The sequence below is a fragment of the Paenisporosarcina sp. TG20 genome (assembly GCF_000286315.1).
Taxonomy (GTDB): domain Bacteria; phylum Bacillota; class Bacilli; order Bacillales_A; family Planococcaceae; genus Paenisporosarcina.
Genome location: NZ_ALJG01000355.1, coordinates 16,859 through 43,036, shown reverse-complemented (window position 1 = coordinate 43,036; position 26,178 = coordinate 16,859). Strand labels below are relative to the sequence as shown.

Genomic DNA, 26,178 nt, shown 5'->3' with positions numbered 1-26,178 from the left:
TTTGCCCGGTTTTTCTTATGTGTTTAAAAATAGAGAATTCAAGAAAAATTATATATCATGCTTCATAATTGTCAGATAACATATGATATGATCGGTGGAGAAGTGAAAATAAGATGTTGAAAGGAGTAAGATTATGAGTAAAAAAAATCCTTTATTAGAAGTGTTCAAACAAACAGATTATCAAGTGATCGGCCATAGCAATAGGGATGTCCATGTATTAAAAAATGTGTTAGATGACTATGGTGGACACCAAGAAAGTGACATATACGGTTCTGGTAAAATCATAGAGGACTTCCAAGAAAAGATGGCAAGCTATTTGGGAAAAGAGGCTGCAGTATTTTATCCTAGTGGAACCATGGCACAACAAATTGCCCTACGAATGTGGTGTGATAAAAAAGGTATACAAAAAGTGGCTTATCATCCTTTAGCACATATAGAAATTCATGAAGAAAATGTGTTAAGAGAATTGCATCACATAAAATCTGTTCTGTTAGCTAATGAAAACAGATTGATTACATTAGAAGATGTTGTAAGTATGGAAGAGGATGTCGCTTGCCTATTGCTTGAATTGCCTCAGCGTGAGATAGGAGGTCAATTACCAGCTTACAAAACCCTTGAAGAAATTTCTATCTATTGCCGAGGAAAAGGAATCAAATTACACTTGGATGGAGCTAGACTATATGAAATTCTTCCGTATTATCAAAAGTCAGCTGCAGAGATCTGTAGTTTATTTGATACTGTCTATGTATCATTATACAAAGGAATTGGTGGTATAGCTGGAGCAATTTTAGCAGGGGATAAAACATTTATGCAGGAATCAAAAGTATGGAAAAGGAGACTAGGTGGAGACTTAATCAGCTTGTATCCATATATTATTAGTGCAAATTATTATTTTGATAAAAGAGTACATAAAATGGAGCAGTATTATGAAGACTCGAAAGAACTTGCTGTACTTTTCAATGAATGCCATACTATTTCAACAGTACCTTTAGAACCAGTATCAAATATGTTTCATGTTCATATAAATGAGGAAAAAGAAAATATAGTAAGAATATTAATAGAAATTTATAAAGAAACTGGTATAGGATTAACCGGTAATTTAAAAGATATACATGAAGGATGTTATTTTGAAGTTAGTATTGGCGATAACTACGCAAGTATTCCTAAAGGTGAATTAAAAAAGGTCTTTAAATTACTTAATCAGCGAATTCTAGAAATTGCTGTAGGGTAAACTAACAACCTGGTTAAATAGATCCGATATAATAGAGAATTTAATTGTGAAACCATTACATTTAGAATAAACTCAGTAAAATGTGGTGTAACTCTTTATCTATAGAATTACCAAAATTTAATGGGTATAAAATCTCGACCCTTTCGCCTAAAAGTGAAAAGGTCTTTTACTTGTGGATAAAATAACAAGAACTACTTTAAATTAAAGTAAATTCATGCTATAATAATATGTTCGAGTACCATGAATGTTTTCTTATCCACATGTGGATAACTTAGAGATGGAGGTGGACGAATATGGAATTCGATACGATTGTTGCAATATCCACACCTATGGGTGAAGGAGCGATTGCAATTGTACGGTTAAGTGGACCAGAAGCAATTTCTATAGCTAGTAAAATATTTCGTTCACCAGGGAATAAAATCCTAAGTGAACAATTAACACATACAATTCATTATGGACATTTAGTAGAGCCTAAAACAGGCGATATAGTAGAAGAAGTAATGCTGTCTTTAATGAAAGGTCCAAAAACTTTTACAAGAGAAGATGTAATTGAAATAAATTGTCACGGTGGTATTGTGACTGTAAACCATGTACTACAACTTGTCCTAAGACACGGCGCAAGACTAGCAGAACCTGGTGAGTTTACGAAACGTGCATTTTTAAATGGACGTATAGATTTATCACAAGCAGAAGCTGTTATGGATTTAATTCGTGCTAAAACAGACAGAGCTATGAATGTGGCATTAGGTCAAATGGATGGAAAATTATCACGATTAATTGCAAACTTACGTCAAGCTTTGATAGAAATATTGGCGCAAGTTGAAGTTAACATAGATTACCCTGAATACGATGATGTAGAAGAAATGACGTTGCCGATGATTATTGAAAAGTCCAATTGGGTCAAACGTGAAATAGAAGGCTTATTACAAACATCTTCCCAAGGGAAAATTTTAAGAGAAGGCTTATCTACTGTGATTATAGGTCGTCCAAATGTAGGGAAGTCATCATTACTAAATAGCTTGGTGCAAGAAAATAAAGCAATTGTTACTGAGGTTGCTGGAACAACACGAGATATTATTGAAGAATATGTGAATGTACGGGGGGTACCATTAAAACTCGTAGACACAGCAGGTATTCGTGAAACAGAAGATATCGTAGAAAGAATAGGTGTAGAACGATCTAGGCAAGTGCTTAAACAAGCAGACTTGATCTTGTTAGTACTAAACCATTCGGACGAGCTAACAATCGAAGACGAACGATTATTTGAAGCAATTGATGGCATGGATTTCATTGTCGTTATTAATAAAACAGATTTAGAAAAGAGAATAGATAGCGAACGAGTAAAGAAGTTGGCGGGTAATCGGAAAATCGTTACCACTTCCTTGCTATTAGAAGAAGGCGTAAATCAGTTAGAAGAAGCGATTGCATCCCTATTCTTTGAAGGGTCACTAGACAATGCAGATCTGACTTATGTATCTAATGCACGTCATATTGCATTATTACATCAAGCAAAAAACACAATTGAAGATGCTATAAATGCAGCACACGCTGCTGTTCCAATTGATATGATACAAATTGATGTAACAAGAACATGGGAATTACTTGGAGAAATTACTGGTGATACAGTCGAAGAAAGTTTACTTGACCAATTATTTTCACAATTTTGTTTAGGAAAGTAGAAAGAGTCTCAAGAACTTTTGATAGTTCAACCATAAATAAAAAATGGAGGAAGGAGTGAAAGAAGATGAAAAAATTTGAAGCAGGTTCATACGATGTAATTGTTATAGGAGCTGGACATGCTGGTGCTGAAGCAGCTTTAGCAGCAGCCGGTATGGGTGCAAAAACTCTAGTACTAACGATCAACTTAGACATGATTGCTTTTATGCCATGTAATCCCTCTATCGGAGGACCAGCCAAAGGTATTGTTGTTCGTGAAATTGATGCTTTAGGTGGGGCAATGGGGAAAGTAATAGATAAAACTCATATCCAAATGAGAATGCTAAATACTGGCAAAGGCCCGGCGGTGCGTGCCTTACGTGCACAGGCCGATAAAGTGTTATACCAATCAGAAATGAAGAGATTAATGGAAGAGCAAGATAATTTATCAATTCATCAGGCAATGGTTGAAGAATTAATTACGGAAGATAACGAAATTAAAGGAGTTATCACTCAAGTTGGGGCAATTTACCGAGCAAAAACGGTAATTGTGACAACTGGAACATTTTTAAGAGGAGAAATCATTATTGGAGACTTGAAATATTCAAGTGGACCAAATAATCAACAACCTTCATTGAAATTGGCAGTTAACTTACGTGATTTAGGTTTTGATTTAGTACGTTTTAAAACAGGAACTCCTCCACGAGTAAACAGTAAGACAATTGATTATAGCAAAACAGAAATTCAACCTGGTGATGATGCACCTCGAGCTTTCAGTTATGAAACGACTGAATTTATTACAGATCAACTGCCTTGTTGGTTAACGTATACAAATGAACGTACACATCAAGTAATTGATGAGAACTTACATTTATCACCAATGTATTCTGGAATGATTAAAGGTACAGGACCACGTTATTGCCCGTCTATTGAAGATAAGGTAGTGCGTTTTAACGATAAACCACGTCACCAAATTTTCTTAGAGCCAGAAGGCCGCAATACGAATGAAGTGTACGTTCAAGGTCTTTCCACAAGTTTACCTGAACATGTACAACGAAAATTACTTGAAAGTATTCCAGGCTTAGAAAAGGCTGAAATGATGCGTGCTGGATATGCAATTGAGTATGATGCAATTGTACCAACTCAATTATGGCCAACATTAGAAACAAAGAAAATTCATAATTTGTATACAGCGGGGCAAATTAATGGAACATCTGGTTATGAGGAAGCTGCAGGTCAAGGGTTAATGGCTGGCATGAATGCTGCTGCTCGCGCTTTAGAAAAAGATGAAATTATCTTAAGTCGCTCAGATGCTTACATCGGTGTGTTGATAGATGACTTAGTTACAAAAGGTACAAACGAACCATATCGTTTGCTTACATCAAGAGCAGAATACCGTTTGTTATTACGACATGATAATGCAGATTTGAGACTAACTGAAATTGGATTTAATGCTGGGTTAATATCTAAAGATCGTTATGAGCGTTTTGAAGTTAAAAAGAAATTGATTAATGAAGAAATTGCGAGATTACGTAAAACCATTATCAAACCTAACGAAGAAACGCAAAGTGCTATTCTTGAAAAAGGTGGAAGTGAGTTAAAGGATGGAATTAAAGCTCAAGATTTACTAAAACGTCCTGAAATGACTTATAATGATATTGTGAAGTTATCGCCCTCAACAATTGATTTAACTGAAGAAATGAAAGAACAAATCGAGATACAAATAAAATATGAAGGCTACATCGAAAAAGCACTACAACAAGTTGATAAACTTAAAAAGATGGAAGATAAAAAAATACCTTCTCAAATTGACTATGATGCCATTTCTGGTATTGCGACTGAAGCTAGACAAAGAATGAAAGAAGTAAGACCTTTATCAATTGCTCAGGCATCAAGAATTTCAGGTGTAAATCCTGCTGACATTTCCATCTTATTGGTGTATATTGAACATGGTAGAATAGCAAAAATATCCGGATGAGTATAAGAGTGTTTATATGCAACTAAAGCGTATAAACACTCTTAATATACGGAAGGAGCTAATATGAATCAAGAACAATTTATTGAAGCACTAAAAGAAAAAGGTATCAACTTGAGTTCTACACAACTTCAACAGTTTAATAAATACTATGAACTACTTGTTGAGTGGAATGAAAAAATGAACCTAACAGCAATTACAGATCAACCATCTGTTTATTTAAAACATTTTTATGATTCGATTAGTATGGCTTTTTATGTAGATTTTTCTAAAGGTCAATCAATATGTGATGTTGGTGCTGGTGCTGGATTCCCAAGTATTCCTTTAAAAATTTGTTTTCCTGAAATGGAAGTTACGATTGTAGATTCATTAAATAAACGCATTCAGTTTCTAACTCATTTAAGTGAGCAACTAGGAATTTCAAATGTTCATTTTGTTCATGCTAGAGCTGAAGAATTTGGACAAAATCCAATTTACAGAGAAAAGTATGATATTGTAACAGCACGAGCGGTTGCAAGACTATCTGTATTATCAGAGTTATGTGTTCCATTAGTCAAAAAAGACGGTTTGTTTGTAGCGATGAAAGCCTCAGCAGCTCAAGATGAATTGTTGGATGCAAAAAAGGCATTAAATATTTTGGGTGCAGAAAAAAGTGAAGAATATTCTTTCACACTACCAATTGAAGATAGTGAAAGGTCATTGTTTGTTTTTAACAAAGTAAAGAGCACACCAAAAAAATATCCAAGAAAACCAGGCATTCCAAATAAAGCTCCATTGTAGCATTAATGTTTCACGTGAAACATTAATAAAGGATTGAAGAGATTTATAGCGAATAAGTGTTAGTAGTGAGTTTTTTAAGGGTGGTGCATGGGGATGAAAAGTCCTTTCACACGTTTTTTTGGGAGTGGCGAAAAAGAGATAGCCGCTACAAGACAAACAACTGAACAAAATGAAGAAATTTTAAAAATTCCTTTAAAGTCAATTATTCCGAATCGGTATCAACCCCGGTCTATTTTTGATGAGTCGAAAATAGAGGAATTAGCTCGTACAATTCATACACATGGGATTATTCAACCAATAATTGTACGTCAACTAGAAGAGGATCTTTATGAAATAATTGCTGGAGAACGCCGTTTTCGTGCAATGACAAAACTTGAATGGGAACAAGTACCTGCAATTGTACGCAATTTAAGTGATAAAGAAACTGCTTCAGTTGCTTTGATTGAAAACTTACAACGTGAAGGGCTAACGGCAATAGAGGAAGCATTAGCTTACCAAAAACTGTTAGAACTTCATGAACTTACTCAAGAAGCATTGGCTCAACGTTTAGGTAAGGGACAATCAACAGTTGCTAATAAAATAAGACTTTTGAAACTACCACAGATAATTCAAGATGGAATTTTAAAAAGAGAAGTCTCTGAACGCCATGCTCGTGCTTTAATGCCTATTAAGGATGAAGAAAAACAAATTGAACTCTTTAATGAAAGCATAGAAAAGCATTACAATGTTAAGCAACTTGAAAAGAAAGTGGATGAATTGTTAAATCCACCCGAAGTTGCAGAGAAAAAAGTGAAACCAAAGAGAAAAACGGTAAGTCTCGATGTTAGAATTGCATTAAATACTCTAAGACAGTCATTTGCAATGGTGACCAAAACGGGTATTAAAATGGAAACAGAAGAATCAGAACTAGAAGATTATTATCAAATTATCGTTAAAATCCCTAAAAAGAAGTAATGATAATTTTGTATTTGTGAACTCTTGCTATTAAAATAGTAAGAGTTTTTATTTTGTAATGATAATATAACCTTTTTTAATGAAAAATTTGTTAGAATAAAGAGAAAACAAAAGCTACGAGACCTATTGCAACAAGAAATGAACTCTTTAAAGAGAAAAAAGTATTCCTGATTAAATTAGTTGGGAAAAACAAGTTAAACTAGTTAAGCTTTGATGTTAGAGTGATAGTTTTACATAAAGTTTATAAAGAGAGGTTAGAACGGACATTGAGGCTGACATGTATAAACTGATGTAATTAAAAGCGAAGAAGTGAAACGAAGGATCTAGGACCTTCTATTCTAGACGTGATTTGAAGAAAGCAGGTGTAGGTGTGGGAAGAATCATTGCGATCGCCAACCAAAAAGGCGGCGTAGGTAAAACGACAACATCTGTAAGTTTAAGTGCATGTCTTGCGTACTTAGGTAAAAAAGTATTACTTATAGATATAGACCCCCAAGGAAATGCTACAAGTGGTGTTGGAGTAAATAAAGGTGATGTGCACCAATGTATTTATGACGTCATAATAGATGATATAGATGTTAAAAAAGTAATATTAGAGACAAAAGTTGAAAACCTTTATATAGTTCCAGCTACAATTTCTTTAGCTGGTGCTGAAATCGAATTAGTAACTACTATTTCGAGAGAAGTCCGATTAAAACGAGCACTTCAAGAAGTGAAAGAAGAATATGATTTTATCATAATTGACTGTCCGCCATCACTTGGATTATTAACAATTAATGCATTAACAGCTTCAGACGCTATATTAATTCCTGTTCAATGTGAATATTACGCATTAGAAGGGTTAAGCCAATTATTAAGTACGATTCGTTTAGTACAAAAACACTTAAATAATCAGCTTGTTATAGACGGAGTATTATTGACCATGTTTGATGCACGGACAAATCTAGGAATCCAAGTAATTCAAGAGGTTAAAAAATATTTTCAAGATAAAGTATACAAATCGGTTATTCCTCGTAACGTACGTTTGAGCGAAGCTCCAAGCCATGGCGAACCAATCATTATTTACGATGCTAAATCTCGTGGAGCAGAAGTTTATTTAGATTTGGCAAAGGAAGTGATACAGAATGTCTAAAGGATTAGGAAAAGGAATTAATGCCATATTTCCAGGCGAATCAATTAACCAGATGGAAACAGTTGAAAAGATATCTTTAAATGAAATTAAAGTTAATCCATTTCAACCACGAAAAATATTTGATGAAGCTGCACTTGAAGAGTTAACAGAATCTGTTAAAGAGCACGGTATTCTACAACCAATCATCTTAAGAAAAAAAGGAAAACTATTCGAAATAGTAGTGGGAGAACGTCGATTTCGAGCTTCTAAAGCTGCTGGGTTAACAGAAATACCTTCTGTAATTCGTTCCTTTACGGATCAACAAATGATGGAAATTGCTATACTTGAGAATTTACAAAGAGAAGATCTAACCCCTATTGAAGAAGCAAATGCTTATCAAAATTTAATGGAAACTCTAAATTTCACACAAGAGCAGCTCGCTTTTCGGTTAGGTAAGAGCCGTCCGCACATTGCCAATCACATCCGCTTGTTATCTTTGCCAGAAGTGGTAAAGGAACAAATCTCTTTAAATAATTTATCAATGGGACATGGACGAGCACTACTTGGCTTGAAACAAAAAAACCTAATACCTTCTATATCAAAAAAGGTAATGTTAGAGAACTTAAATGTTCGTCAACTCGAATCACTAGTGCATCGAACCAATGAAGATGTTTCACGTGAAACATCTAAAGTACAAAACAAAGATATTTTTATAGTGGAAAAAGAAACACAGCTGCGTGAATATTTTGGTACTACTGTTTCGATTAGAAAGACAAAGAATAAAGGGAAAATAGAAATCGAGTTTTTTTCCGAAGATGATTTAGAACGTATCCTAGAATTGTTAGAAGAATAATAGACCTATTCCCTTAAAGGTTTTCTTTAAGGGAATAGGTTCTATTTTAGAAATGAGGAATAAAACATGATATTGTTAGGGACATTGATTAACGCACTTCTCATAATCATTGGGACAATTATCGGAAGGTTGTTAAAAAACATCCCTGAAAACATGAAACAAACCGTGATGTATGCTATTGGGCTAGCGGTAACCGTGATTGGACTACAAATGGGATTTGAGAGTGGTCAATTTCTAATTGTTATTATTAGTTTAGTTATTGGTGCTGTAATTGGTGAGTGGATTGATTTGGATCACAAACTAAATCAATTTGGGCAATGGTTGGAATCAAAAGTCGGTAAAAATAAAAAAGGCGAAACCATTGGCATTGCACAAGGGTTTGTGTCTGCTACATTAATCTTTGTTATCGGATCAATGTCTATCTTAGGATCACTCGACAGTGGTTTGCGTAATGATCACGATTTATTGATAGTAAAAGGATTAATTGATGGATTTACATCTATTATTTTAGCAACAACGCTAGGAATTGGTGTTCTTTTATCGGCCGTTCCTGTTTTTTTGTATCAAGGTATAATTGCTCTTTTTGCAACACAAATTAGCCGGTTTATTCCCGAAGAAGCACTTGCTTTATTTATTCAAGAAATGACGGCTACAGGTGGAATAATGATTGTAGCCATTGGATTAAATATGATTGGTTTGACTAACATAAGAGTAGCCAATCTATTGCCAGGTATCTTTGTAGTAGTTATTGTAGTGACTGTTATTTACCAATTTCAATTGATGCCTTTGCCAAGCCAGTAAAAGTGCACGGGATAAAACTTTTCCCATGTCATATGACAATTGTAATCGCGTGTTTTGTAAAACGGTATAATCCTGAAATCCACAAATATTTACAATTCCCTTGATCGAGAGGTCACCAATAGGGGGCAATACCTTTTTAACTGCTTTACCGGGTAATAAAGGGCCGTTTTCAATAACGATATGTCCAATTTTCTCGATTCTCCCTAAGCATGCATCTATTGCTACTACATAAGGTTTAATTGTTCTTTCTTGTAGTGATTCAACAGTTTGGTGTAAATTTAAAGCATGGAGTGGTTTCTGCAAAGTGCCAATTACTTCGTAAGGGAATGTAGAGTGTTCACCTAACCATGTGCCAACTAAAGGGCCCAACGCATCGCCGGTAGAACGATCAGTTCCAATGCAACAAAAGGTTAGAGACGGTTTTTCAAATGGAATAAGTTGAAGTAAAAGGGAGCTTAAGCGCCAAGCGACACCTATATCTTGATAGGAAAATTCTTCTGGTTGTAGATGAGACGAATTTAGAAGCATATGGAAAGCTCACTTTCTTTTTTGTTAGTATACGTTCTAGTATTGATCTTTATTCAAAAAGGTGGCTAGTCAAATGTACATTGAAGAATTGTTAAAAAACGCCGAAAGTATCCTGTTAAATGAACAATTATGGATTGATATAGGTGAAGGTGTATTAAAAATAGTATTTGTATTGTTACTTGCAGGCGTGGTCGTTAAGATTATTAAAGCTGTGGTTAGGAAAGCCTTTGCAATACGGATGAAAGCCCCTATGAGGTTTTCAGAACGAAGACAAAATACATTGCTGAAACTAGTCGAAAACGTGGTTGCCTATGTAATCTATTTCGCGGCAATAATAGCGGTTCTATCAGCTATAGGAATTGAAGTAACAGGATTACTTGCAGGGGCAGGTGTTCTAGGTTTAGCTGTTGGTTTTGGAGCGCAAAACTTAGTGCGTGATATCATAACAGGTTTCTTTATTATTTTTGAAGACCAATTTTCAGTTGGTGATTATGTCCAAATTGGCACAGCACAAGGAATTGTTCAGGAAATTGGGTTGCGCACAACCAAGATTCAAGGGATAAATGGGGAAATCCATATCCACCCAAATGGAACGATTGTTGAAGTAGTGAACTACTCTCTCAATAATTCAGTTGCGATTATTGATGTGAGTATTGCATATGAAGTAGATATACCAAAAGCAGAAGAATTGATCCGTGTGTTTTTATCACAACTACCACAAAAGTATGAACTATTAGTGAAAGAACCAGAACTACTAGGGGTCCAAAATTTAGCTGCTTCCGAAGTAGTGTTGAGAATTATGGCAGAAACAAAACCGTTACAACACTGGGCAGCTGCTCGAATTATTCGTCGGGACTTAAAAATATTTATGGATGAACACGGCATTGAAATCCCATATCCTAAAATGGTTATGTATCAAAAAGAAACCGGTTCAGTTGACTCAGGTATTGGTGACCCTGTTAAGACTATCGATAAGGGGAAAATCTAATGAATGGAAAAACCTTTGAACTCGGTGATGTAGTGGAAATGAAAAAACAGCACCCTTGTGGAACAAATGAATGGAAGATAATACGCATGGGGGCAGACGTTAGGATAAAGTGTGAAGGGTGCCAGCACAGTGTTATGATTCCACGAAGAGAATTCGAGAAAAAGATGAAGAAAACACTAAAAACAGCACAGTCTGCTCCAGGAGAATAGACAATTACTAAGCTTAAACCTATAATAAATAAGTTGTAGGAAAAACAAACATTGTAACTTAGATTGCTTCTATACAATGGAACTGCAAAATTAAATTTTTTTGATCAAGTATAAGAACTCTAGTTCTTGATGGTGTTCAGGATTTAATAGGTAAAATGAAGATTTAAAGTTTAGATATAGTAAAGCAGGTAATTAGGAAGGTTGGGAATCTATATGGCGTTAACGGCAGGAATTGTAGGGTTACCGAATGTTGGTAAATCCACTTTATTTAATGCAATTACAAAAGCAGGAGCAGAGGCTGCAAACTATCCATTCTGTACGATTGATCCAAACGTAGGAATTGTAGAAGTACCTGATGAGCGTCTTGATAAATTAACGGAACTTGTTGTTCCAAAGAAAACTGTTCCTACAGCATTTGAGTTCACTGATATTGCGGGGATTGTAAAAGGTGCTAGTAAAGGCGAGGGACTTGGAAATAAGTTTTTAGCGCACATCCGTGAAGTAGATGCAATTTGCCAAGTAGTTCGCTGCTTTGTTGATGAAAATGTTACACATGTCACGGGAAAAGTAGATCCGATATCAGATATTGAAGTAATCAATTTAGAATTAATTTTGGCTGATTTAGAGAGCGTTGAAAAGCGTTTATTGCGAGTAGGTAAAATGGTTAAACAGAAAGACAAAGAAGCAATGATTGAAGAACCAGTATTATTAAAACTTCTTGAGGGCTTTGAAAATGAAAAGCCAGGACGTTCAATTGATTTTACAGAGGAAGAATTACGCGTAGTTAAAGGTTTGAATCTATTAACATCTAAACCAATGCTTTATGTTGCAAACGTCTCTGAAGACGAAATTGCTAACGCTGATGAAAATGAATATGTTCAAAAAGTTCGTGAATTTGCTAAGGTAGACAATGCACAAGTTATTGTGATCTGCGCGAAGATAGAAGAAGAAATGGCTGAACTGGATGATGAAGAGAAAGCAATGTTTATTGAAGAATTGGGCATTAAAGAAGCGGGCTTAGACCTACTTGTGAAAGCATCGTATAAATTATTGGGGTTTGCAACTTACTTTACAGCAGGTGTACAAGAAGTTCGTGCTTGGACATTCCGTAAAGGCATGAAAGCTCCTCAATGTGCAGGCGTTATCCATACAGATTTTGAGCGTGGCTTTATACGCGCAGAGACTGTATCTTATGATGACCTGGTCGCAACTGGATCCATGGCTTTAGCAAAAGAAGCAGGTAAAGTACGATTAGAGGGTAAAGAATACATCGTTCAAGATGGCGACGTAATGTTGTTCCGCTTTAACGTATAAATTTTTTGGAATAGTCGACATGTCGACTATTCCTTTTTTTCGACTCAACTTGGAGTAACATCTATGGTGCCATGAACCTTGGTTACGGTGTTTTTAATATATGGAGACTAACATTCTAAAACAGAATTTCTTCGGTGGGACTCTCGTTAATTCGAAGTCGTAATTTCCTTTTTTAGAAACGAAAGTTTTATCTCAGTGGAGGTGAATTTTGTTCAGTGATATATTCTTGGTTATTATTCTTTGAATTGTACATAAAAAATCGTCCTATCTAAATATAAGTATGGTACTTTCATTTTACAAGATAGGACGATACTTTATTTTTATTTTTAAAAGTATACTGTTATCACTGTTGATTTTTAACAGGTGAATGATTGAAGTGGAGGGCGGCGACTCCTGCGGGAAAAGCGAGACAGACGAGACCCCGCAGGGAGCGTTAGCGACGAGGAGGCTCGGCGCTCGCCCGCGGAAAGCGTCCGCCTGTAACGGAAATCACAAGATTAGAATAGAAGGCTATCTCTCTATTCAGGTTATAGTGCAGTAGTTTTTTACTTTCTTAAAGGACCGGGCGTACAGTACTCGGTTTTTCTTAAATCATAGGATGACAGGGAGGATTATCAACATGAAGTTATTTGTGTATGGAACATTATTACGTGGAGAAAGTAATCATCACGTACTCGAGGGTGCAACACTTCTATTTGAAGGGATTAAAATTCAAGCGAAAATGTACGATACAAACATTGGTTATCCTGCTATTGAGCTTGAAGAAGGTTCTACTATTGTCGGTGAAGTTTATGAAATTCAAGAGTACATATGGTCAAGCCTCGATGCTTTAGAAGGATATACGGGTAACCCCCTAACAGATATGTATTCGAAAGAGATCGTGAAAGTAGAGACGAATGAAGGTTTGATTGAAGTGATTGTTTATACAATATGCGATGTATCGATGAAATCTGTTTTAATTCCCTCTGGAAACTGGATTGAATATCGAAGTTCATTGATTAGATGAATGTATAAAGTTGCACCCTTAACTCCAGGATGCAACTTTATTTTTTTGTTCAAAAATGAATAGTTTTGGATACTCTGGATCATCTTTAATCCAAGCGTCATCATCAACCATACGAAGTTCTTTTATCATCGCAAAATCCCCAACTGCACCCGCAATTAACCAAGCTGCTAACAAGGCGAGCAACGGGCTATTAAGCGAAATTGCAATAATAGCAGGTAAAACCCCGGTGATCCAAAACGGAAGGATTAGAACGGCTCTCATAGCCTTGTTTCGAACGGCTTCTGTTGTTGTAGCGTATGCAACTCCTAATTGTAAATTTACTCCGAAGGTAAGAGAACTCCAAGGAACTTTGGCGAACAAGACAAATCCTATTAAGTGACATAGTTCATGCATGAAGATTAATAAAATGTAACCAACCACAAAAAGGAGCAAACCAAACCAAGAAATATTAATAGAAAAGTCTTGATGAACAATACTATTAAGTAGCAATAGTAAAATGCTCAAAATAATTGTCAAGATCAAACTTACTTTACCAATGTGTTGGATGTTTAACTCTATGACTTTACTGGGATTGTTCCATTCCTTCATGCATTTCACCTCTTAATATGTAGTATAGCGAAAAAAAATAGTATGTACATTACAAAGGGTGTTGCAACCGGATGCGGTTTATGGTATAATACTTGAATGTGAGTAATCAACGTTACTTACTCCTTGCCTACTGTCAACAGTAAGGCCCAAGTCCATAAGGAGGTGCAAAAAGATGAAAAAATACGAATTAATGTACATCATTCGACCAACGATTGAAGAGGATGCGAAAAAAGCTTTAGTAGCTCGTTTCGACGAAATCTTGACTTCGAATGGTGCTGAAATCATCGAGTCAAAAGAGTGGGGTAAACGCCGCTTGGCTTATGAAATCAACGACTTCCGCGAAGGTTTCTACCAAATCGTGAAAGCAAATGCTGATTCAAGAGCAATCGATGAATATATCCGTCTAGCTAGAATTAACGAAGATATCATTCGTTTTGTAGCTGTCAAAGCACAAGTTAAGTAAGAATATAAAATCGAGTATACTCGAAACAACTTGCAGATGAAGGAGGTTGTATTCTGATGATAAACCGAGTCGTATTAGTCGGAAGATTGACAAAAGATCCTGAGCTTCGCTACACACCAAGTGGAGTTGCAGTTGCACGATTTACATTAGCTGTAAATCGTTCATTCTCTAACCAACAAGGTGAAAAAGAAGCAGATTTTATTAACTGTACTGTTTGGAGAAAACCTGCTGAAAACACAGCAAACTTCTTGAAAAAAGGAAGTTTAACAGGTGTTGAAGGGCGAATTCAAACTGGAAGCTATGAAGGCCAAGATGGAAAGCGTGTTTACACGACCGAAGTTATAGCTGATAGTGTTCAATTCCTTGAACCACGTAATAGTAATAGTTCTGGTGGAGATCGCCCTCAACAACAACAACCTTACGGTAGCGGTTCAAATCAAAATAATCAATATCCTTCTAATCAACAGAATCAATCACCAAATCAGCAAAACCATACCCGTATAGATGAAGATCCGTTCTCTAAAGGTAGTGGCCCAATCGAAGTTTCAGACGACGATTTGCCATTCTAAGTGGATAAGCATAAAGTGCCACACAAGCTTGACTAGTATGCTAGGAAGCACAAAATGAAAACTTGTTTTCGTTTGAGCTTCTGAGAGGAAATGTAAGCTGGCACTTGAAGTCCGATATCGAGAAGAATGTGATGACTTTAACTTACATCCAAATATAATTAAAAACTAAGGAGGCGAAACGATATGGCACCACGTCGCGGAGGCAAGAGACGCAAAAAGGTTTGTTATTTTAACTCTAACAATATTACGCATATTGACTATAAAGATGTTGATTTGCTTAAAAAATTCGTTTCAGAACGCGGAAAAATTCTTCCACGTCGAGTTACTGGAACAAGCGCAAAATATCAACGTAAATTAACTTCAGCAATCAAATTATCACGCATAATGGCTTTACTTCCATTCTCTACTGAAGAGAGATAAAAATTTAATGCTAACTAAAAGAAGACCGGGAAACCGGTCTTCTTTTTGATGTGTCAAATACTTTTCCTATTTTGAATTTTTGTTGCATCTTGTTCAACATGATATAATAGAAAGGTAAAGTACCTTTCAGTTCGGAAACTAAATAGCCGTAATAGCCAGACCTCAAAAGCTAATTACAAATTGCCTAGAATTAGTTACAAGATGATTTTTCCTTTATGTATCTAGGATGCCATATCATAAAAAGAAATGAACTAGGAATGTTTTTAGTTATCCAAAATATCCTGTTTATTTTATAGTTTGAGTGTCAAGGCACTTAGAGAAAATGTTTTTTAAAGATAGGAAGGATATTGAATGCCCAACGAACAAACAAAACAGTTAACGTTAGGTGCAATGATGGTTGCACTATTTTCTATTTTGTTGGCTGTTTCTTTATATGTACCCGTACTAAACTTAGTTACATCGTTCTTTATTGCATTGCCAATTGCTTATTATAGTGCGAAATTTAAACGTAAAGCCTCCATTCTTGTCACTGTAGTTAGTATTTTCATTTCATTATTTATTGGAGGACTGCTAGCCGTTCCTTTTGCAATGATTCATGCATTTCTGGGTCTTGTTATTGGGGATGCGATACGACTGAATAAAAGTAAGTTATTCATGTTATTATCAACAACTATTGTATTGTTAGTAACGATCTCAATTCAATATGTGGTAACTGTGTTAGTGTTCAATTTTAATCCAGTGAAGGAATTTTTGGCGGTATCGACAGATCAATATGTACAAATGGGTGAGTTTTTAGAACGTTTTAATGCATTGCCAAATGATTATGAACAAACAGTTTCGGATGCCTTATTGATGTTTGAAACGACCTTGCCATCCCTTTTGATAATTGGGCTTTTCCTCTTTGTATATATATTCATTAACATTCAGTTACCCGTCTTAAGAAAATTAGGATTAGACGTACCGAAGTTTCCTGCGTATAGATACATGGTATTACCCAAATCCGTCATATGGTATTACCTAGTAGTGTTAATATTCACGGTACTCGTTGAGTTAGAACAAGGAACGTTTCCATTTATGGTGTTTGCAAATGTTTCTTTAGTATTGCAAGTATTACTATTTTTACAAGGTGTATCTTTCATTCATTTCTACATACATGAAAAAGGTGGGCCAAAATGGACGATTATTGTTGCAACCCTATTAGCATTACCTTTACAACCGTTTGTGTTACTCCTTGGAATTTTTGATTTAGGATTTAACGCACGGTCATTTATTAAAAATAAGAACAGAAAATAAGGAGCTGAAAAAATGTCAGCATTTTTTAGAAAAAGACCACTTCGTGTTCCATTATTTTTTCTATCATTGCTCGGCTTGATAAGCGTTCTTTTACTCCTGTTCTGGCAAGTTTGGATTGGGATAGTTACTGTTATTTTATTTGTGATAGTCTTGGCCATAGGCTGGCAAACGGAAAAACGGTTATATGAAGAGACTGAAAAACATATCGAAACCTTATCATATCGTGTTAAGCATGTAGGGGAAGAAGCATTATTTGAGATGCCAATAGGTATTTTATTAGTAAACAACCATTGGACAATTGAGTGGGCAAATCCTTTTATGACTAGAGAGCTTGAAGTGGATTCACTCATTGGAGAAGATTTGTTTACATTATCTGATGATTTCCATGTGCTTGTGAAGCAAAATGAAAACAAAGAGCAAACTATTAGCTTGTCCGGCAAGGAATATAAAGTGTTTTACAAACAAGAAGAAAAGCTACTATATTTCTTTGATATCACAGAGCAAACAGAGATTGAAACACTTTATTATGCAGATCGTAGTGTTATTGGTGTTTTATTTATTGATAATTACGATGAGTTAACGCAAGGAATGGACGATCAAATGCGCAGTCAATTAAATAGTTTAGTAACGTCTCTTGTGAATGATTGGGGAGCGGGCTATGGAATTTATGTTAAGAGAATTTCATCTGATCGTTTTTTAGCTGTACTAAATGAATCCATTTTACTTGAACTGGAAAAAAAGAAATTTTCGATTTTAGATGATATTAGAGAAGCTACATCTAAACTAAATTTGAATTTGACACTTAGTATTGGTGTCGGTGCTGGTTCTTCTTCACTAGTAGAACTTGGACAACTCGCTCAGACGAGTTTGGACTTAGTATTAGGACGTGGTGGAGACCAAGTTGGTATTAAACAACCAAATGGTAAGGTGAGATTTTATGGTGGTAAGACAAACCCGGCTGAGAAGCGTACACGAGTTAGAGCACGTGTCATTTCACATGCACTACGTGATTTAATTCAAGATAGTGACCAGGTTTTCGTAATGGGGCATCAATTACCGGATATGGATTCAATCGGCGCGTCTATGGGTGTTCGGAAAATGGCGGAGATGAATAAAATTAATGGGTTTGTCGTTGTTAATTTTGATGAACTCGATCAAAGTGTGACGCGTTTGATGGAAGAAGTGAAGAGCAAACCCCAGTTATTTGAGCGTTTTATTTCACCTGATGAAGCCTTATCAAAATTAACGGAACGTACGTTGGTTGTGGTCGTAGATACACATAAACCAAGTATGGTAATTGAAGAAAAATTATTAAACCGTGCTGAAAAAGTAGTGATTATAGATCATCATCGTCGTGGAGAAGAATTCATTTCAAATACGATGCTGGTGTATATGGAGCCGTATGCATCATCCACATCAGAACTAGTAACGGAATTGATCCAATATCAACCTAAATATGATGATATAACGATGCTTGAAGCAACCGCATTGCTTGCTGGAATTATCGTTGATACGAAGAGCTTTTCTCTTCGAACGGGGGCAAGAACGTTTGAAGCAGCCTCGTATTTACGTACAAACGGAGCAGATACGGTGTTAGTTCAGCGCATATTAAAAGAAGATATTGAAACATATATCGAGCGTTCAAAAATTGTTCAAACAGTTGAATTTTTCCGTGAAGGCATTGCAATTGCATATGGAGAAGAGTCGAACACTTATACCCAGGTGCTAATTGCACAAACAGCAGATATATTATTGACCATGAAGGGTGTTTCAGCATCATTTATTATTGCCAAGAAAAATAATGGAGACATGGGAATAAGCGCTCGCTCACTTGGTGAAGTGAATGTCCAATTGATTATGGAAAAACTTGGTGGTGGTGGTCATTTAACCAATGCTGCTTGTCAAATAAAAAATGGTACTATTGAAGATACGATTGTACAACTGAAATTAGCGATCACTGAAATTGTCGAAGGAGGCCAACAAACATGAAAGTAATTTTCTTAAAAGATGTTAAAGGCAGAGGTAAAAAAGGTGAAATTAAAAATGTAGCAGACGGATATGCAAATAATTTTTTGTTGAAAAATAACCTTGCAATAGAAGCAAATCAAGCAACTATTAGCGCATTAGAGGGTCAAAAACGTAAGGAAGATAAACAAGTAGAACAAGTCTATGAAGATGCTAAAGATTTAAAAGAAAAGTTAGAGCAATTAACGGTTGAATTTAACGCGAAATCCGGAGAACGGGGCCGTTTATTTGGTTCAATTTCAACGAAGCAAGTTGCTGAACAACTTCATAAAGCAACGGGAATTAAAATCGATAAAAGAAAAATGGAACTAGACGATGCAATACGTGCTCTTGGCTATACAGAGATCCCGGTTAAATTACATCAAGATGTAACGGCTACTTTAAAAGTACATGTAAAAGAAGAAATATAAGGAGACACGTAAATAAATGAGCGAGCAAATGATGGACAGGATTCCCCCTCACAACCAAGAAGCCGAGCAGGCTGTTATTGGGGCTATCTTTTTAGAGCCTCAAGCGCTCATAACGGCAGCAGAAATATTACAATATGAAGATTTTTATCGCGTTGCGCATCAAAAAATATTTCAAACGATGATTAGTCTAAACGACAAAGGTAAACCTATTGATGTCGTGACCGTTACCGAGGAGTTATCATCAAAGAAAGAACTAGAAGATGTTGGTGGTCTTTCCTATTTAACAGAAATAGCAAATTCTGTACCTACCGCTGCTAACATTGCATACTACGCTCGTATTGTTGAAGAAAAGGGATTACTTCGACGGTTAATTCGTGTAGCAACGAATATCGTGGAAGATGGATTTACTCGAGAAGATGAAGTCGAAGCCTTATTGTCAGAAGCGGAAAAAAATATGATGGAAGTTGCCAACCGTAAAAATTCGGGGGATTTCAGACATATTAAAGATGTACTCGTGCAAACTTATGACAATATTGAACTACTACATTCTCGTAAAGGTGACATTACAGGAGTGCCAAGTGGTTTCCGTGATTTAGACCAAATTACCGCTGGATTCCAACCCAACGATTTAATTATCGTTGCAGCACGTCCTTCAGTTGGTAAAACTGCTTTCGCGCTTAATGTTGCACAAAACGTAGCAACTAAAACCGATAAAAATGTAGCTATTTTTAGCCTTGAGATGGGTGCAGATCAGCTTGTGATGCGTATGTTATGTGCAGAAGGAAATATAGATGCTCAAGTCTTGAGAACAGGTGCATTAACTGCTGAGGATTGGCGCAAGCTAACGATGGCTATGGGTAGTTTATCAAACGCGGGAATTTTTATTGATGATACAGCAGGTATTCGAGTGAATGAAATTAGATCAAAATGTCGTCGTTTAAAACAAGAATATGGTTTAGGAATGATTATGATTGATTATTTGCAGCTAATACAAGGAAGCAGCAATGGCAAAGAGAACCGACAGCAAGAAGTATCGGAAATTTCTCGTTCATTAAAAGCACTTGCTCGTGAAATGCAAGTGCCTGTCATTGCTTTGTCTCAGCTTTCCCGCGGAGTAGAGCAACGTCAGGATAAGCGTCCTATGATGTCGGATTTACGTGATTCGGGAAGTATTGAGCAAGATGCGGATATCGTATCGTTCTTATATCGAGAAGATTATTACGATAAAGAATCAGAAAATCAAAATATGATTGAAATCATCATTGCTAAACAACGTAATGGCCCGGTAGGAACTGTAACACTTGCTTTTGTTAAAGAGTTTAATAAGTTTGTAAATATTGATTGGAGTCAACATCAACAAGCTCCACCTGCCTAAAGTAGTTATACACTAAACACGAACGATAAATGTATATAAACATTTATATGTTCGTGTTTTCTTTGTTTTTTGGTTGACGATATACGTTAACGTTGGTACAATTACACTGTTCGATTCAGGACGCGTGAAAACGTCTGACGGAGGTGCTGATATGACATCAGTTGTAGTAGTAGGAACACAATGGGGCGACGAAGGAAAAGGAAAGATTACTGACTTTCTTTCAGAACACTCAGAAGTAATTGCTCGATATCAAGGTGGTAATAATGCAGGACACACAATAATTTTTGGTGGGGAAACATATAAGCTTCATTTAATTCCATCTGGTATTTTTTACAAAGACAAAGTTTCTGTAATTGGTAACGGTATGGTTGTAGATCCAAAAGCATTAGTAAAAGAATTAAAGGGATTACATGATCGTGGGGTAACTACAGAAAACTTACGAATTTCTAACCGCGCACACGTTATATTACCTTACCACTTGAAGCAAGATGAAGTGGAAGAGGCTCGCCGTGGTGCAAACAAAATTGGTACAACAGGTAAAGGTATAGGACCAGCATACATGGATAAGGCTGCACGTGTTGGAATTCGGATGGCGGATTTACTTGATAAAGAAATATTTGAAGAAAAACTTAAGTACAATTTAGAAGAAAAAAACCGTCTATTTGAGAAGTTTTATGAAACGAATGGTTTTACTTTGGAAGAAATATTGGAAGAATACTACGGGTATGGTCAAGAAATTGCAAAGTATGTAACAGATACATCTAAAGTATTGAACGATGCATTGGATGAAGGACGTAGAGTCTTATTCGAAGGTGCACAAGGCGTTATGTTGGATATTGACCAAGGTACTTACCCATTCGTGACATCGTCTAACCCAGTAGCAGGTGGTGTTACAATCGGTGCAGGTGTTGGTCCAACAAAAATTAGTCATGTTGTAGGAGTTTGTAAAGCATATACATCTCGTGTAGGGGATGGACCATTCCCTACAGAATTGTTTGATGAAGTAGGCAAGCAAATTCGTGAAGTAGGGAAAGAATATGGGACAACAACAGGGCGACCACGTCGGATTGGTTGGTTTGATAGTGTTGTAATCCGTCATGCACGTCGTGTAAGTGGTCTAACAGATCTTACAGTTAACTCGATTGACGTGTTAAGTGGTCTAGAGACTGTGAAGATTTGTACAGCATACAGTTATAAAGGTGAGTTGATTACAGAATATCCAGCAAACTTACGTATGTTAGCTGAATGTGATCCAGTATACGAAGAACTACCAGGTTGGAGCGAAGACGTCACATCTTGTAAATCACTCGATGAGCTTCCAGCAAATGCACGACACTATTTAGAGCGCATTTCCCAATTAAGTGGTGTTCCAATTTCAATTTTCTCAGTAGGACCAGATCGAAATCAAACAAATATTATTACGAGTGTTTGGCGCTAAATTATTAAAGCAAAAGCGGAGAAGGGGAACCTTCTCCGCTTTTGCGATACAAGAAGTTTTTTCGAGTGACACCTTTGAACTTGGAATGATATGTCTACGTCCAAGCGTCGGGCTATAAGGCGTAACACGCAGTGCTTAAAAGCTACAAAAGTATATGAATTAGATGAACCCCATGTCCATGGTGTTTTAGTATATGGAGACTATCATTCTAAGACGGATTTTCTTTGGTGACATAATTTGACCTAAGTGGTTATAGAAGAATGGGATTGTGTTACTTTTCTATTGTTCTTATTGCCTTTTTATATTATTTCCAGACTTCAGAAGATATTTTCTTAGTAACAGAACAATAGAAAACCATACAAAAACTGCGCTTCCAAAATAGGAAAGCGCAGTTTTTGTATGTCGTTAATGTATATTTCTTTTCTTGAACCTTCCACCACGTACTTCTGCGATATTGCCGATTGCAACGAAAGCATTTAGGTCAATGTCTTCTACAATTGTTTTCAATTTTGCTTCTTCTAAACGTGTGATAACAGTAAAAATAATTTTTTTACTGTCACCAGTATACGCACCTTCACCATGTAAGAAAGTTACACCTCGTCCAAGTCGATCCATAATCGCATCACCGACTTCTTCAGACAAATCACTGATGATATAGACAGATTTAGATTCGTCTAATCCTTGAATAACAATATCTATTGTTTTATAAGCGATATAATATGTCAATACTGAATACATCGCTTGTTCCCAAGTGAAGACAAATCCCGCAACTGTGAAAATGGCTAAGTTGAAAAACATAATAATTTCTCCTACAGAGAAAGCTGTTTTACTACTAAAAAGAATCGCTAAGATCTCTGTTCCATCTAAAGAACCACCATAACGAATGACTAGTCCAACACCAATCCCTAATACTATGCCTCCAAAGACAGTAGCAAGGAGCAAATCATCTGTGAATCGTGCTACTGGATGTAAGAGATATGTACTAATAGAAAGGACGGTTATACCTAATACAGTTGCTAGAGCAAAAGTTTTACCAATTTGTTTGTATCCTATAAAGAAGAAAGGAATGTTTAAGAGGAAAATGAATAGTCCCAATTGTATACCTGTTAAATGAGATAAAATGATGGATATACCCACAATTCCACCATCTAATAATTGATTAGGTACAAGGAATAACTCTATACCCATTGCCATTAAAATAGCACCAGCAATAATCATTAGAATACGCTTCGCTATTACGGGTTTGGATGCTTTTCGGTGGGAAGCCTGATGTTTATGAACTACTTGTAACTGTTGTTCATCTGTCAAAATATTTGACCTCTTTTCACAATGAATATATTAATTTTACAGCATTTCTTTTGATTCCGATAGGAAATGACATTGAATTATGACAAATATGACATAAAATCTGCTAAATAAGGAGTAAAAAGATGAAAATAGAGAGAAAATATAATTAACTTAAAAATATAATAGTAAATTAGAATTAAATAAAACCCAAAATAATGAAATTAATTGAAATTTATGGTTCAAATGAGTCATTTGTTTTACAGAATGGTACTTATTTACAACAGTCAGATAGTTTGTGTTAAATTATAGGGGCGCAAATTTTTATAACGAGAGAGTCATTCTTAATTATAGAGTGAATTTTCGAGAGGGGCTAACAATGAACTTAAAACGAAATAATACATTAAATATAATACAAAAAACAGCCATTATAGTATTATTTACTTCTAGTTTGACAATGAGTACAGGATTTGCAAATGACAATGATAGTGCACAGTTACAGAAGGTCTTTCATATATATGCTAGTGATCAATACGTAGGGGTAGTATCTGATGAAAATGCAGTAAAAGAACTTGTTAATGATAAATTAGCAATTGCAAACACCAAATACGATAATCTTATTTTAAGTGCTGGATCAAATATATCTATCGTTTCTGAACAAGTCTTTAATAAACAAACAAACGATACAATAATATTGGATAAACTAGATAGTCTTATAACTATTGAAACCGATGCTTTTGCATTGTCTGTTAATAACGAAATTGCTGTCTACGTTAGTGATTTAGCAACCTATGATGAAGTTGTTAAAAACCTTAAACTTCAATCAGTTTCTGAAAAAGAGCTTGCTGAACTTGAAAAACGAAAACATTCTCAACAATCTTTACCCGAATTAAAGAACAATGAAACCCGTATTGTAGAAGTAAACTTAAGTGAATCAGTTTCTGGTGTGACACAACAAACGAAACCTGAAAACATCATGACTGCTGCTGAGGCCGTAAAGTACCTTTTAAGGGGTACTTTAGAAGAGAAGGTATATATCGTCCAATCTGGTGACGTGTTAAGCAAAATCGCTTCTAAACATGACATAACTTCTGCGAAATTAACAGAGTTAAATAACGGCGTTGATGAAAATAGTATCCTTCAAATTGGACAAGAGTTGTTAGTAACTGATTACGAGCCTTTAGTGAACGTAGAAGTTGTTCGTGAGAAGAAAGTAACAGAAGAAGTTCAATTTAAAAATCAAGAACAAAAGTCAGATGAGATGTTTAAAGGTGATTCAAAAGTTATTCAAGAAGGCAGTAACGGAATTAAAGAAACGACCTATTTAATACATGAACAAAATGGAATACAAATCGATAGTTCCGTACAACAAGAAGTTGTTGTGAAAGAAATGAAAAATAACATTGTCTTAAATGGAACAAAAATAATTCCTTCTCGTGGTACAGGCCACTTCTCTTGGCCGGCTGTGGGTGGTTACATTTCAAGTAAGATGGGTAATCGTTGGGGTTCATTCCACCGCGGAATTGATATTGCTAGACCAAGTGATTATACAATTAAAGCATCAGATAACGGCGTTGTTACCTTTGCTGGTAGAGATGGATCATATGGCAACAAAGTGGTAGTTAACCATAACAATGGATATGAAACAGTTTATGCACACTTAGCTTCTATAAACGTTAATATTGGACAAAGTGTGCCAGTTGGAACGAATTTAGGAATTATGGGGGCAACTGGAAGATCTACAGGAATACATTTACACTTTGAGATAATTCAAAACGGTAAAATTATTGATCCGTTGAGTCTTGTAAGACAATAAAAATCACGAGACGATCAATTTTACAGAGTTGGTCGTTTTTTCATAGTATTGGAAGTATACGTTTCAATAGATTATTTGTTCCAGAAAAAAGGTGCGCTAGGGGGTCTAACGGTTTTAGGTTCGAAAGTTTAAAGGGGCATTATGTAGAGTGTTTACCCATTTATTCTAAAAAACGAACTATAGCTGTCGAAATAGATTAAGCTTTTGACGACTTTCAGTAGAATTTGTCGAAGTATTGCCCGGGAAATACTTATTATATCTACCACTTAATCCTATAGATGCGTAATCAGGTAAAGCGTGATACAGTATGTAGTATAAAGAGACTAAATTCATTTACTCGTTTTCATATAGCTAGATTGCAATTGAGAGGATGACGAAGTATGATTAAAACCATTTTAGTAGTTGATGATGAGAAGCCGATTGCCGATATTTTACAATTTAATTTAAAAAAAGAAGGTTATAACGTTTTTTGTGCTTATGATGGAGACGAAGCATTGAAAAAAGTAGAAGAAGTAAAACCCGATTTAATGTTACTAGATATTATGTTACCAAACTTAGATGGCATGGAAGTTTGTCGTGAGGTTCGCAAAAAACACGATTTCCCTATCATAATGTTAACAGCTAAAGATTCTGAAATTGATAAAGTGCTTGGTTTAGAGCTAGGTGCAGATGATTATATAACAAAACCATTTAGTACACGTGAATTGATTGCTCGTGTAAAAGCAAATATGCGCCGCCATCAAACTTCTCAGGCGGAGGGTACAGAAGAAGTGTCAAATGAAATTGTAGTTGGTTTACTAATAATTCAACCAGATGCATACTTAGTACTGAAACGAGAAGAGTCAATAGAATTAACTCACCGTGAATTTGAATTGCTGCATTACTTAGCGAAACATTTAGGTCAAGTGATGACACGTGAGCATTTATTGCAAACTGTGTGGGGATATGATTATTTTGGAGATGTTCGTACAGTTGACGTAACCATTCGTCGCCTTCGCGAAAAAATTGAGGACAACCCAAGTCATCCGATGTGGATAGTGACACGTCGTGGTGTAGGGTATTATATGCGTAATCCTGAACAGGAGTAGTCA

At 35.8% G+C, this 26,178-nt stretch carries 25 protein-coding genes; 22 read left to right on the top strand and 3 right to left on the bottom strand.

The window, feature by feature from the left end; translation table 11 throughout:
* The first annotated feature begins 133 nt into the window (after positions 1-133).
* The 8 genes from B371_RS0118225 to B371_RS0118190 all read left to right on the top strand — a co-directional run bounded on the left by B371_RS0118225 (position 134) and on the right by B371_RS0118190 (position 9,361).
* The gene (locus B371_RS0118225) at positions 134-1,231 is read left to right on the top strand and encodes a low specificity L-threonine aldolase (RefSeq protein ID WP_019415753.1); all 1,098 of its coding nucleotides are present in this window, start codon (positions 134-136) and stop codon (positions 1,229-1,231) included.
* Between the two features lie 293 nt (positions 1,232-1,524).
* Positions 1,525-2,910, top strand: a complete 1,386-nt coding sequence (gene mnmE, locus B371_RS0118220) for a tRNA uridine-5-carboxymethylaminomethyl(34) synthesis GTPase MnmE (protein WP_019415752.1) — start codon at positions 1,525-1,527, stop codon at positions 2,908-2,910.
* 65 nt (positions 2,911-2,975) lie between these two features.
* Entirely contained in the window at positions 2,976-4,865 is a 1,890-nt protein-coding gene (mnmG, locus tag B371_RS0118215; RefSeq protein WP_019415751.1) for a tRNA uridine-5-carboxymethylaminomethyl(34) synthesis enzyme MnmG, read from the top strand.
* Positions 4,866-4,928: 63 nt separating this feature from the next.
* A complete protein-coding gene (rsmG, locus tag B371_RS0118210) occupies positions 4,929-5,642 on the top strand; it encodes a 16S rRNA (guanine(527)-N(7))-methyltransferase RsmG (RefSeq protein ID WP_019415750.1) in 714 nt (237 codons plus the stop codon).
* A gap of 93 nt (positions 5,643-5,735) precedes the next feature.
* Positions 5,736-6,596 carry a nucleoid occlusion protein gene (gene noc / locus B371_RS0118205; RefSeq protein ID WP_019415749.1) on the top strand — a complete coding sequence of 287 codons (861 nt, stop codon included), beginning with the start codon at positions 5,736-5,738 and terminating at the stop codon, positions 6,594-6,596.
* A gap of 370 nt (positions 6,597-6,966) precedes the next feature.
* The gene (locus tag B371_RS0118200; protein ID WP_019415748.1) at positions 6,967-7,728 is read left to right on the top strand and encodes a ParA family protein; all 762 of its coding nucleotides are present in this window, start codon (positions 6,967-6,969) and stop codon (positions 7,726-7,728) included.
* Positions 7,721-8,560: a ParB/RepB/Spo0J family partition protein gene (locus B371_RS0118195; protein WP_019415747.1), complete on the top strand. Its 840-nt coding sequence runs from the start codon at positions 7,721-7,723 to the stop codon at positions 8,558-8,560. Before B371_RS0118200 ends, B371_RS0118195 begins: the two co-directional genes overlap by 8 nt.
* Before the next feature lie 66 nt (positions 8,561-8,626).
* Entirely contained in the window at positions 8,627-9,361 is a 735-nt protein-coding gene (locus tag B371_RS0118190; protein WP_019415746.1) for a DUF554 domain-containing protein, read from the top strand.
* Here the strand turns inward: B371_RS0118190 and yyaC are convergent.
* A complete protein-coding gene (yyaC, locus tag B371_RS0118185; RefSeq protein WP_026023124.1) occupies positions 9,281-9,889 on the bottom strand; it encodes a spore protease YyaC in 609 nt (202 codons plus the stop codon). The two genes, B371_RS0118190 and yyaC, sit on opposite strands and share 81 nt — an antisense overlap.
* Positions 9,890-9,962: 73 nt before the next feature.
* Between yyaC and B371_RS0118180 the strand changes: the two genes are divergently transcribed.
* From B371_RS0118180 to B371_RS0118160, 4 genes are all read left to right on the top strand, one after another.
* Positions 9,963-10,877 (top strand): mechanosensitive ion channel family protein, encoded by a 915-nt coding sequence (locus B371_RS0118180; RefSeq protein ID WP_019415745.1) that lies wholly within the window; start codon positions 9,963-9,965, stop codon positions 10,875-10,877.
* On the top strand, positions 10,877-11,086 hold the full coding sequence (locus tag B371_RS0118175) for a DUF951 domain-containing protein (protein WP_019415744.1): 210 nt from the start codon (positions 10,877-10,879) through the stop codon (positions 11,084-11,086). Before B371_RS0118180 ends, B371_RS0118175 begins: the two co-directional genes overlap by 1 nt.
* Before the next feature lie 213 nt (positions 11,087-11,299).
* The gene (ychF, locus tag B371_RS0118170) at positions 11,300-12,400 is read left to right on the top strand and encodes a redox-regulated ATPase YchF (protein ID WP_019415743.1); all 1,101 of its coding nucleotides are present in this window, start codon (positions 11,300-11,302) and stop codon (positions 12,398-12,400) included.
* Positions 12,401-13,019: 619 nt separating this feature from the next.
* Positions 13,020-13,406, top strand: a complete 387-nt coding sequence (locus B371_RS0118160; RefSeq protein ID WP_019415742.1) for a gamma-glutamylcyclotransferase — start codon at positions 13,020-13,022, stop codon at positions 13,404-13,406.
* Between the two features lie 18 nt (positions 13,407-13,424).
* On the opposite strand, the gene B371_RS0118155 is transcribed toward B371_RS0118160, so the two are convergent.
* The gene (locus B371_RS0118155) at positions 13,425-13,994 is read right to left on the bottom strand and encodes a DUF3267 domain-containing protein (RefSeq protein WP_019415741.1); all 570 of its coding nucleotides are present in this window, start codon (positions 13,992-13,994) and stop codon (positions 13,425-13,427) included.
* 172 nt (positions 13,995-14,166) lie between these two features.
* Here B371_RS0118155 and rpsF point away from each other — a divergent pair, with 172 nt between their 5' ends.
* The 8 genes from rpsF to B371_RS0118115 all read left to right on the top strand — a co-directional run bounded on the left by rpsF (position 14,167) and on the right by B371_RS0118115 (position 21,987).
* Entirely contained in the window at positions 14,167-14,457 is a 291-nt protein-coding gene (gene rpsF / locus B371_RS0118150) for a 30S ribosomal protein S6 (protein WP_019415740.1), read from the top strand.
* A gap of 56 nt (positions 14,458-14,513) precedes the next feature.
* A complete protein-coding gene (gene ssb / locus B371_RS0118145; RefSeq protein WP_019415739.1) occupies positions 14,514-15,026 on the top strand; it encodes a single-stranded DNA-binding protein in 513 nt (170 codons plus the stop codon).
* Positions 15,027-15,209: 183 nt separating this feature from the next.
* On the top strand, positions 15,210-15,446 hold the full coding sequence (gene rpsR, locus B371_RS0118140) for a 30S ribosomal protein S18 (RefSeq protein WP_017378776.1): 237 nt from the start codon (positions 15,210-15,212) through the stop codon (positions 15,444-15,446).
* A 351-nt stretch (positions 15,447-15,797) separates the two neighbouring features.
* A complete protein-coding gene (locus B371_RS0118135) occupies positions 15,798-16,739 on the top strand; it encodes a YybS family protein (protein WP_019415738.1) in 942 nt (313 codons plus the stop codon).
* Between the two features lie 12 nt (positions 16,740-16,751).
* Positions 16,752-18,728 carry a DHH family phosphoesterase gene (locus tag B371_RS0118130; RefSeq protein ID WP_019415737.1) on the top strand — a complete coding sequence of 659 codons (1,977 nt, stop codon included), beginning with the start codon at positions 16,752-16,754 and terminating at the stop codon, positions 18,726-18,728.
* Complete coding sequence (gene rplI, locus B371_RS0118125) at positions 18,725-19,174, top strand: 50S ribosomal protein L9 (protein WP_019415736.1); 450 nt, start codon at positions 18,725-18,727, stop codon at positions 19,172-19,174. The genes B371_RS0118130 and rplI overlap by 4 nt, the downstream gene beginning before the upstream one ends.
* Positions 19,175-19,190: 16 nt before the next feature.
* Complete coding sequence (gene dnaB, locus B371_RS0118120) at positions 19,191-20,549, top strand: replicative DNA helicase (RefSeq protein WP_019415735.1); 1,359 nt, start codon at positions 19,191-19,193, stop codon at positions 20,547-20,549.
* 151 nt (positions 20,550-20,700) lie between these two features.
* Positions 20,701-21,987 carry an adenylosuccinate synthase gene (locus B371_RS0118115; RefSeq protein ID WP_019415734.1) on the top strand — a complete coding sequence of 429 codons (1,287 nt, stop codon included), beginning with the start codon at positions 20,701-20,703 and terminating at the stop codon, positions 21,985-21,987.
* A gap of 405 nt (positions 21,988-22,392) precedes the next feature.
* Here the strand turns inward: B371_RS0118115 and B371_RS0118110 are convergent, their stop codons facing one another.
* A complete protein-coding gene (locus B371_RS0118110; RefSeq protein WP_019415733.1) occupies positions 22,393-23,295 on the bottom strand; it encodes a YitT family protein in 903 nt (300 codons plus the stop codon).
* A 355-nt stretch (positions 23,296-23,650) separates the two neighbouring features.
* Here B371_RS0118110 and B371_RS0118105 point away from each other — a divergent pair, with 355 nt between their 5' ends.
* Positions 23,651-25,087 carry a peptidoglycan DD-metalloendopeptidase family protein gene (locus tag B371_RS0118105; protein WP_019415732.1) on the top strand — a complete coding sequence of 479 codons (1,437 nt, stop codon included), beginning with the start codon at positions 23,651-23,653 and terminating at the stop codon, positions 25,085-25,087.
* Between the two features lie 380 nt (positions 25,088-25,467).
* Positions 25,468-26,175: a response regulator YycF gene (gene yycF, locus B371_RS0118100; protein ID WP_019415731.1), complete on the top strand. Its 708-nt coding sequence runs from the start codon at positions 25,468-25,470 to the stop codon at positions 26,173-26,175.
* Positions 26,176-26,178 lie beyond the last annotated feature (3 nt).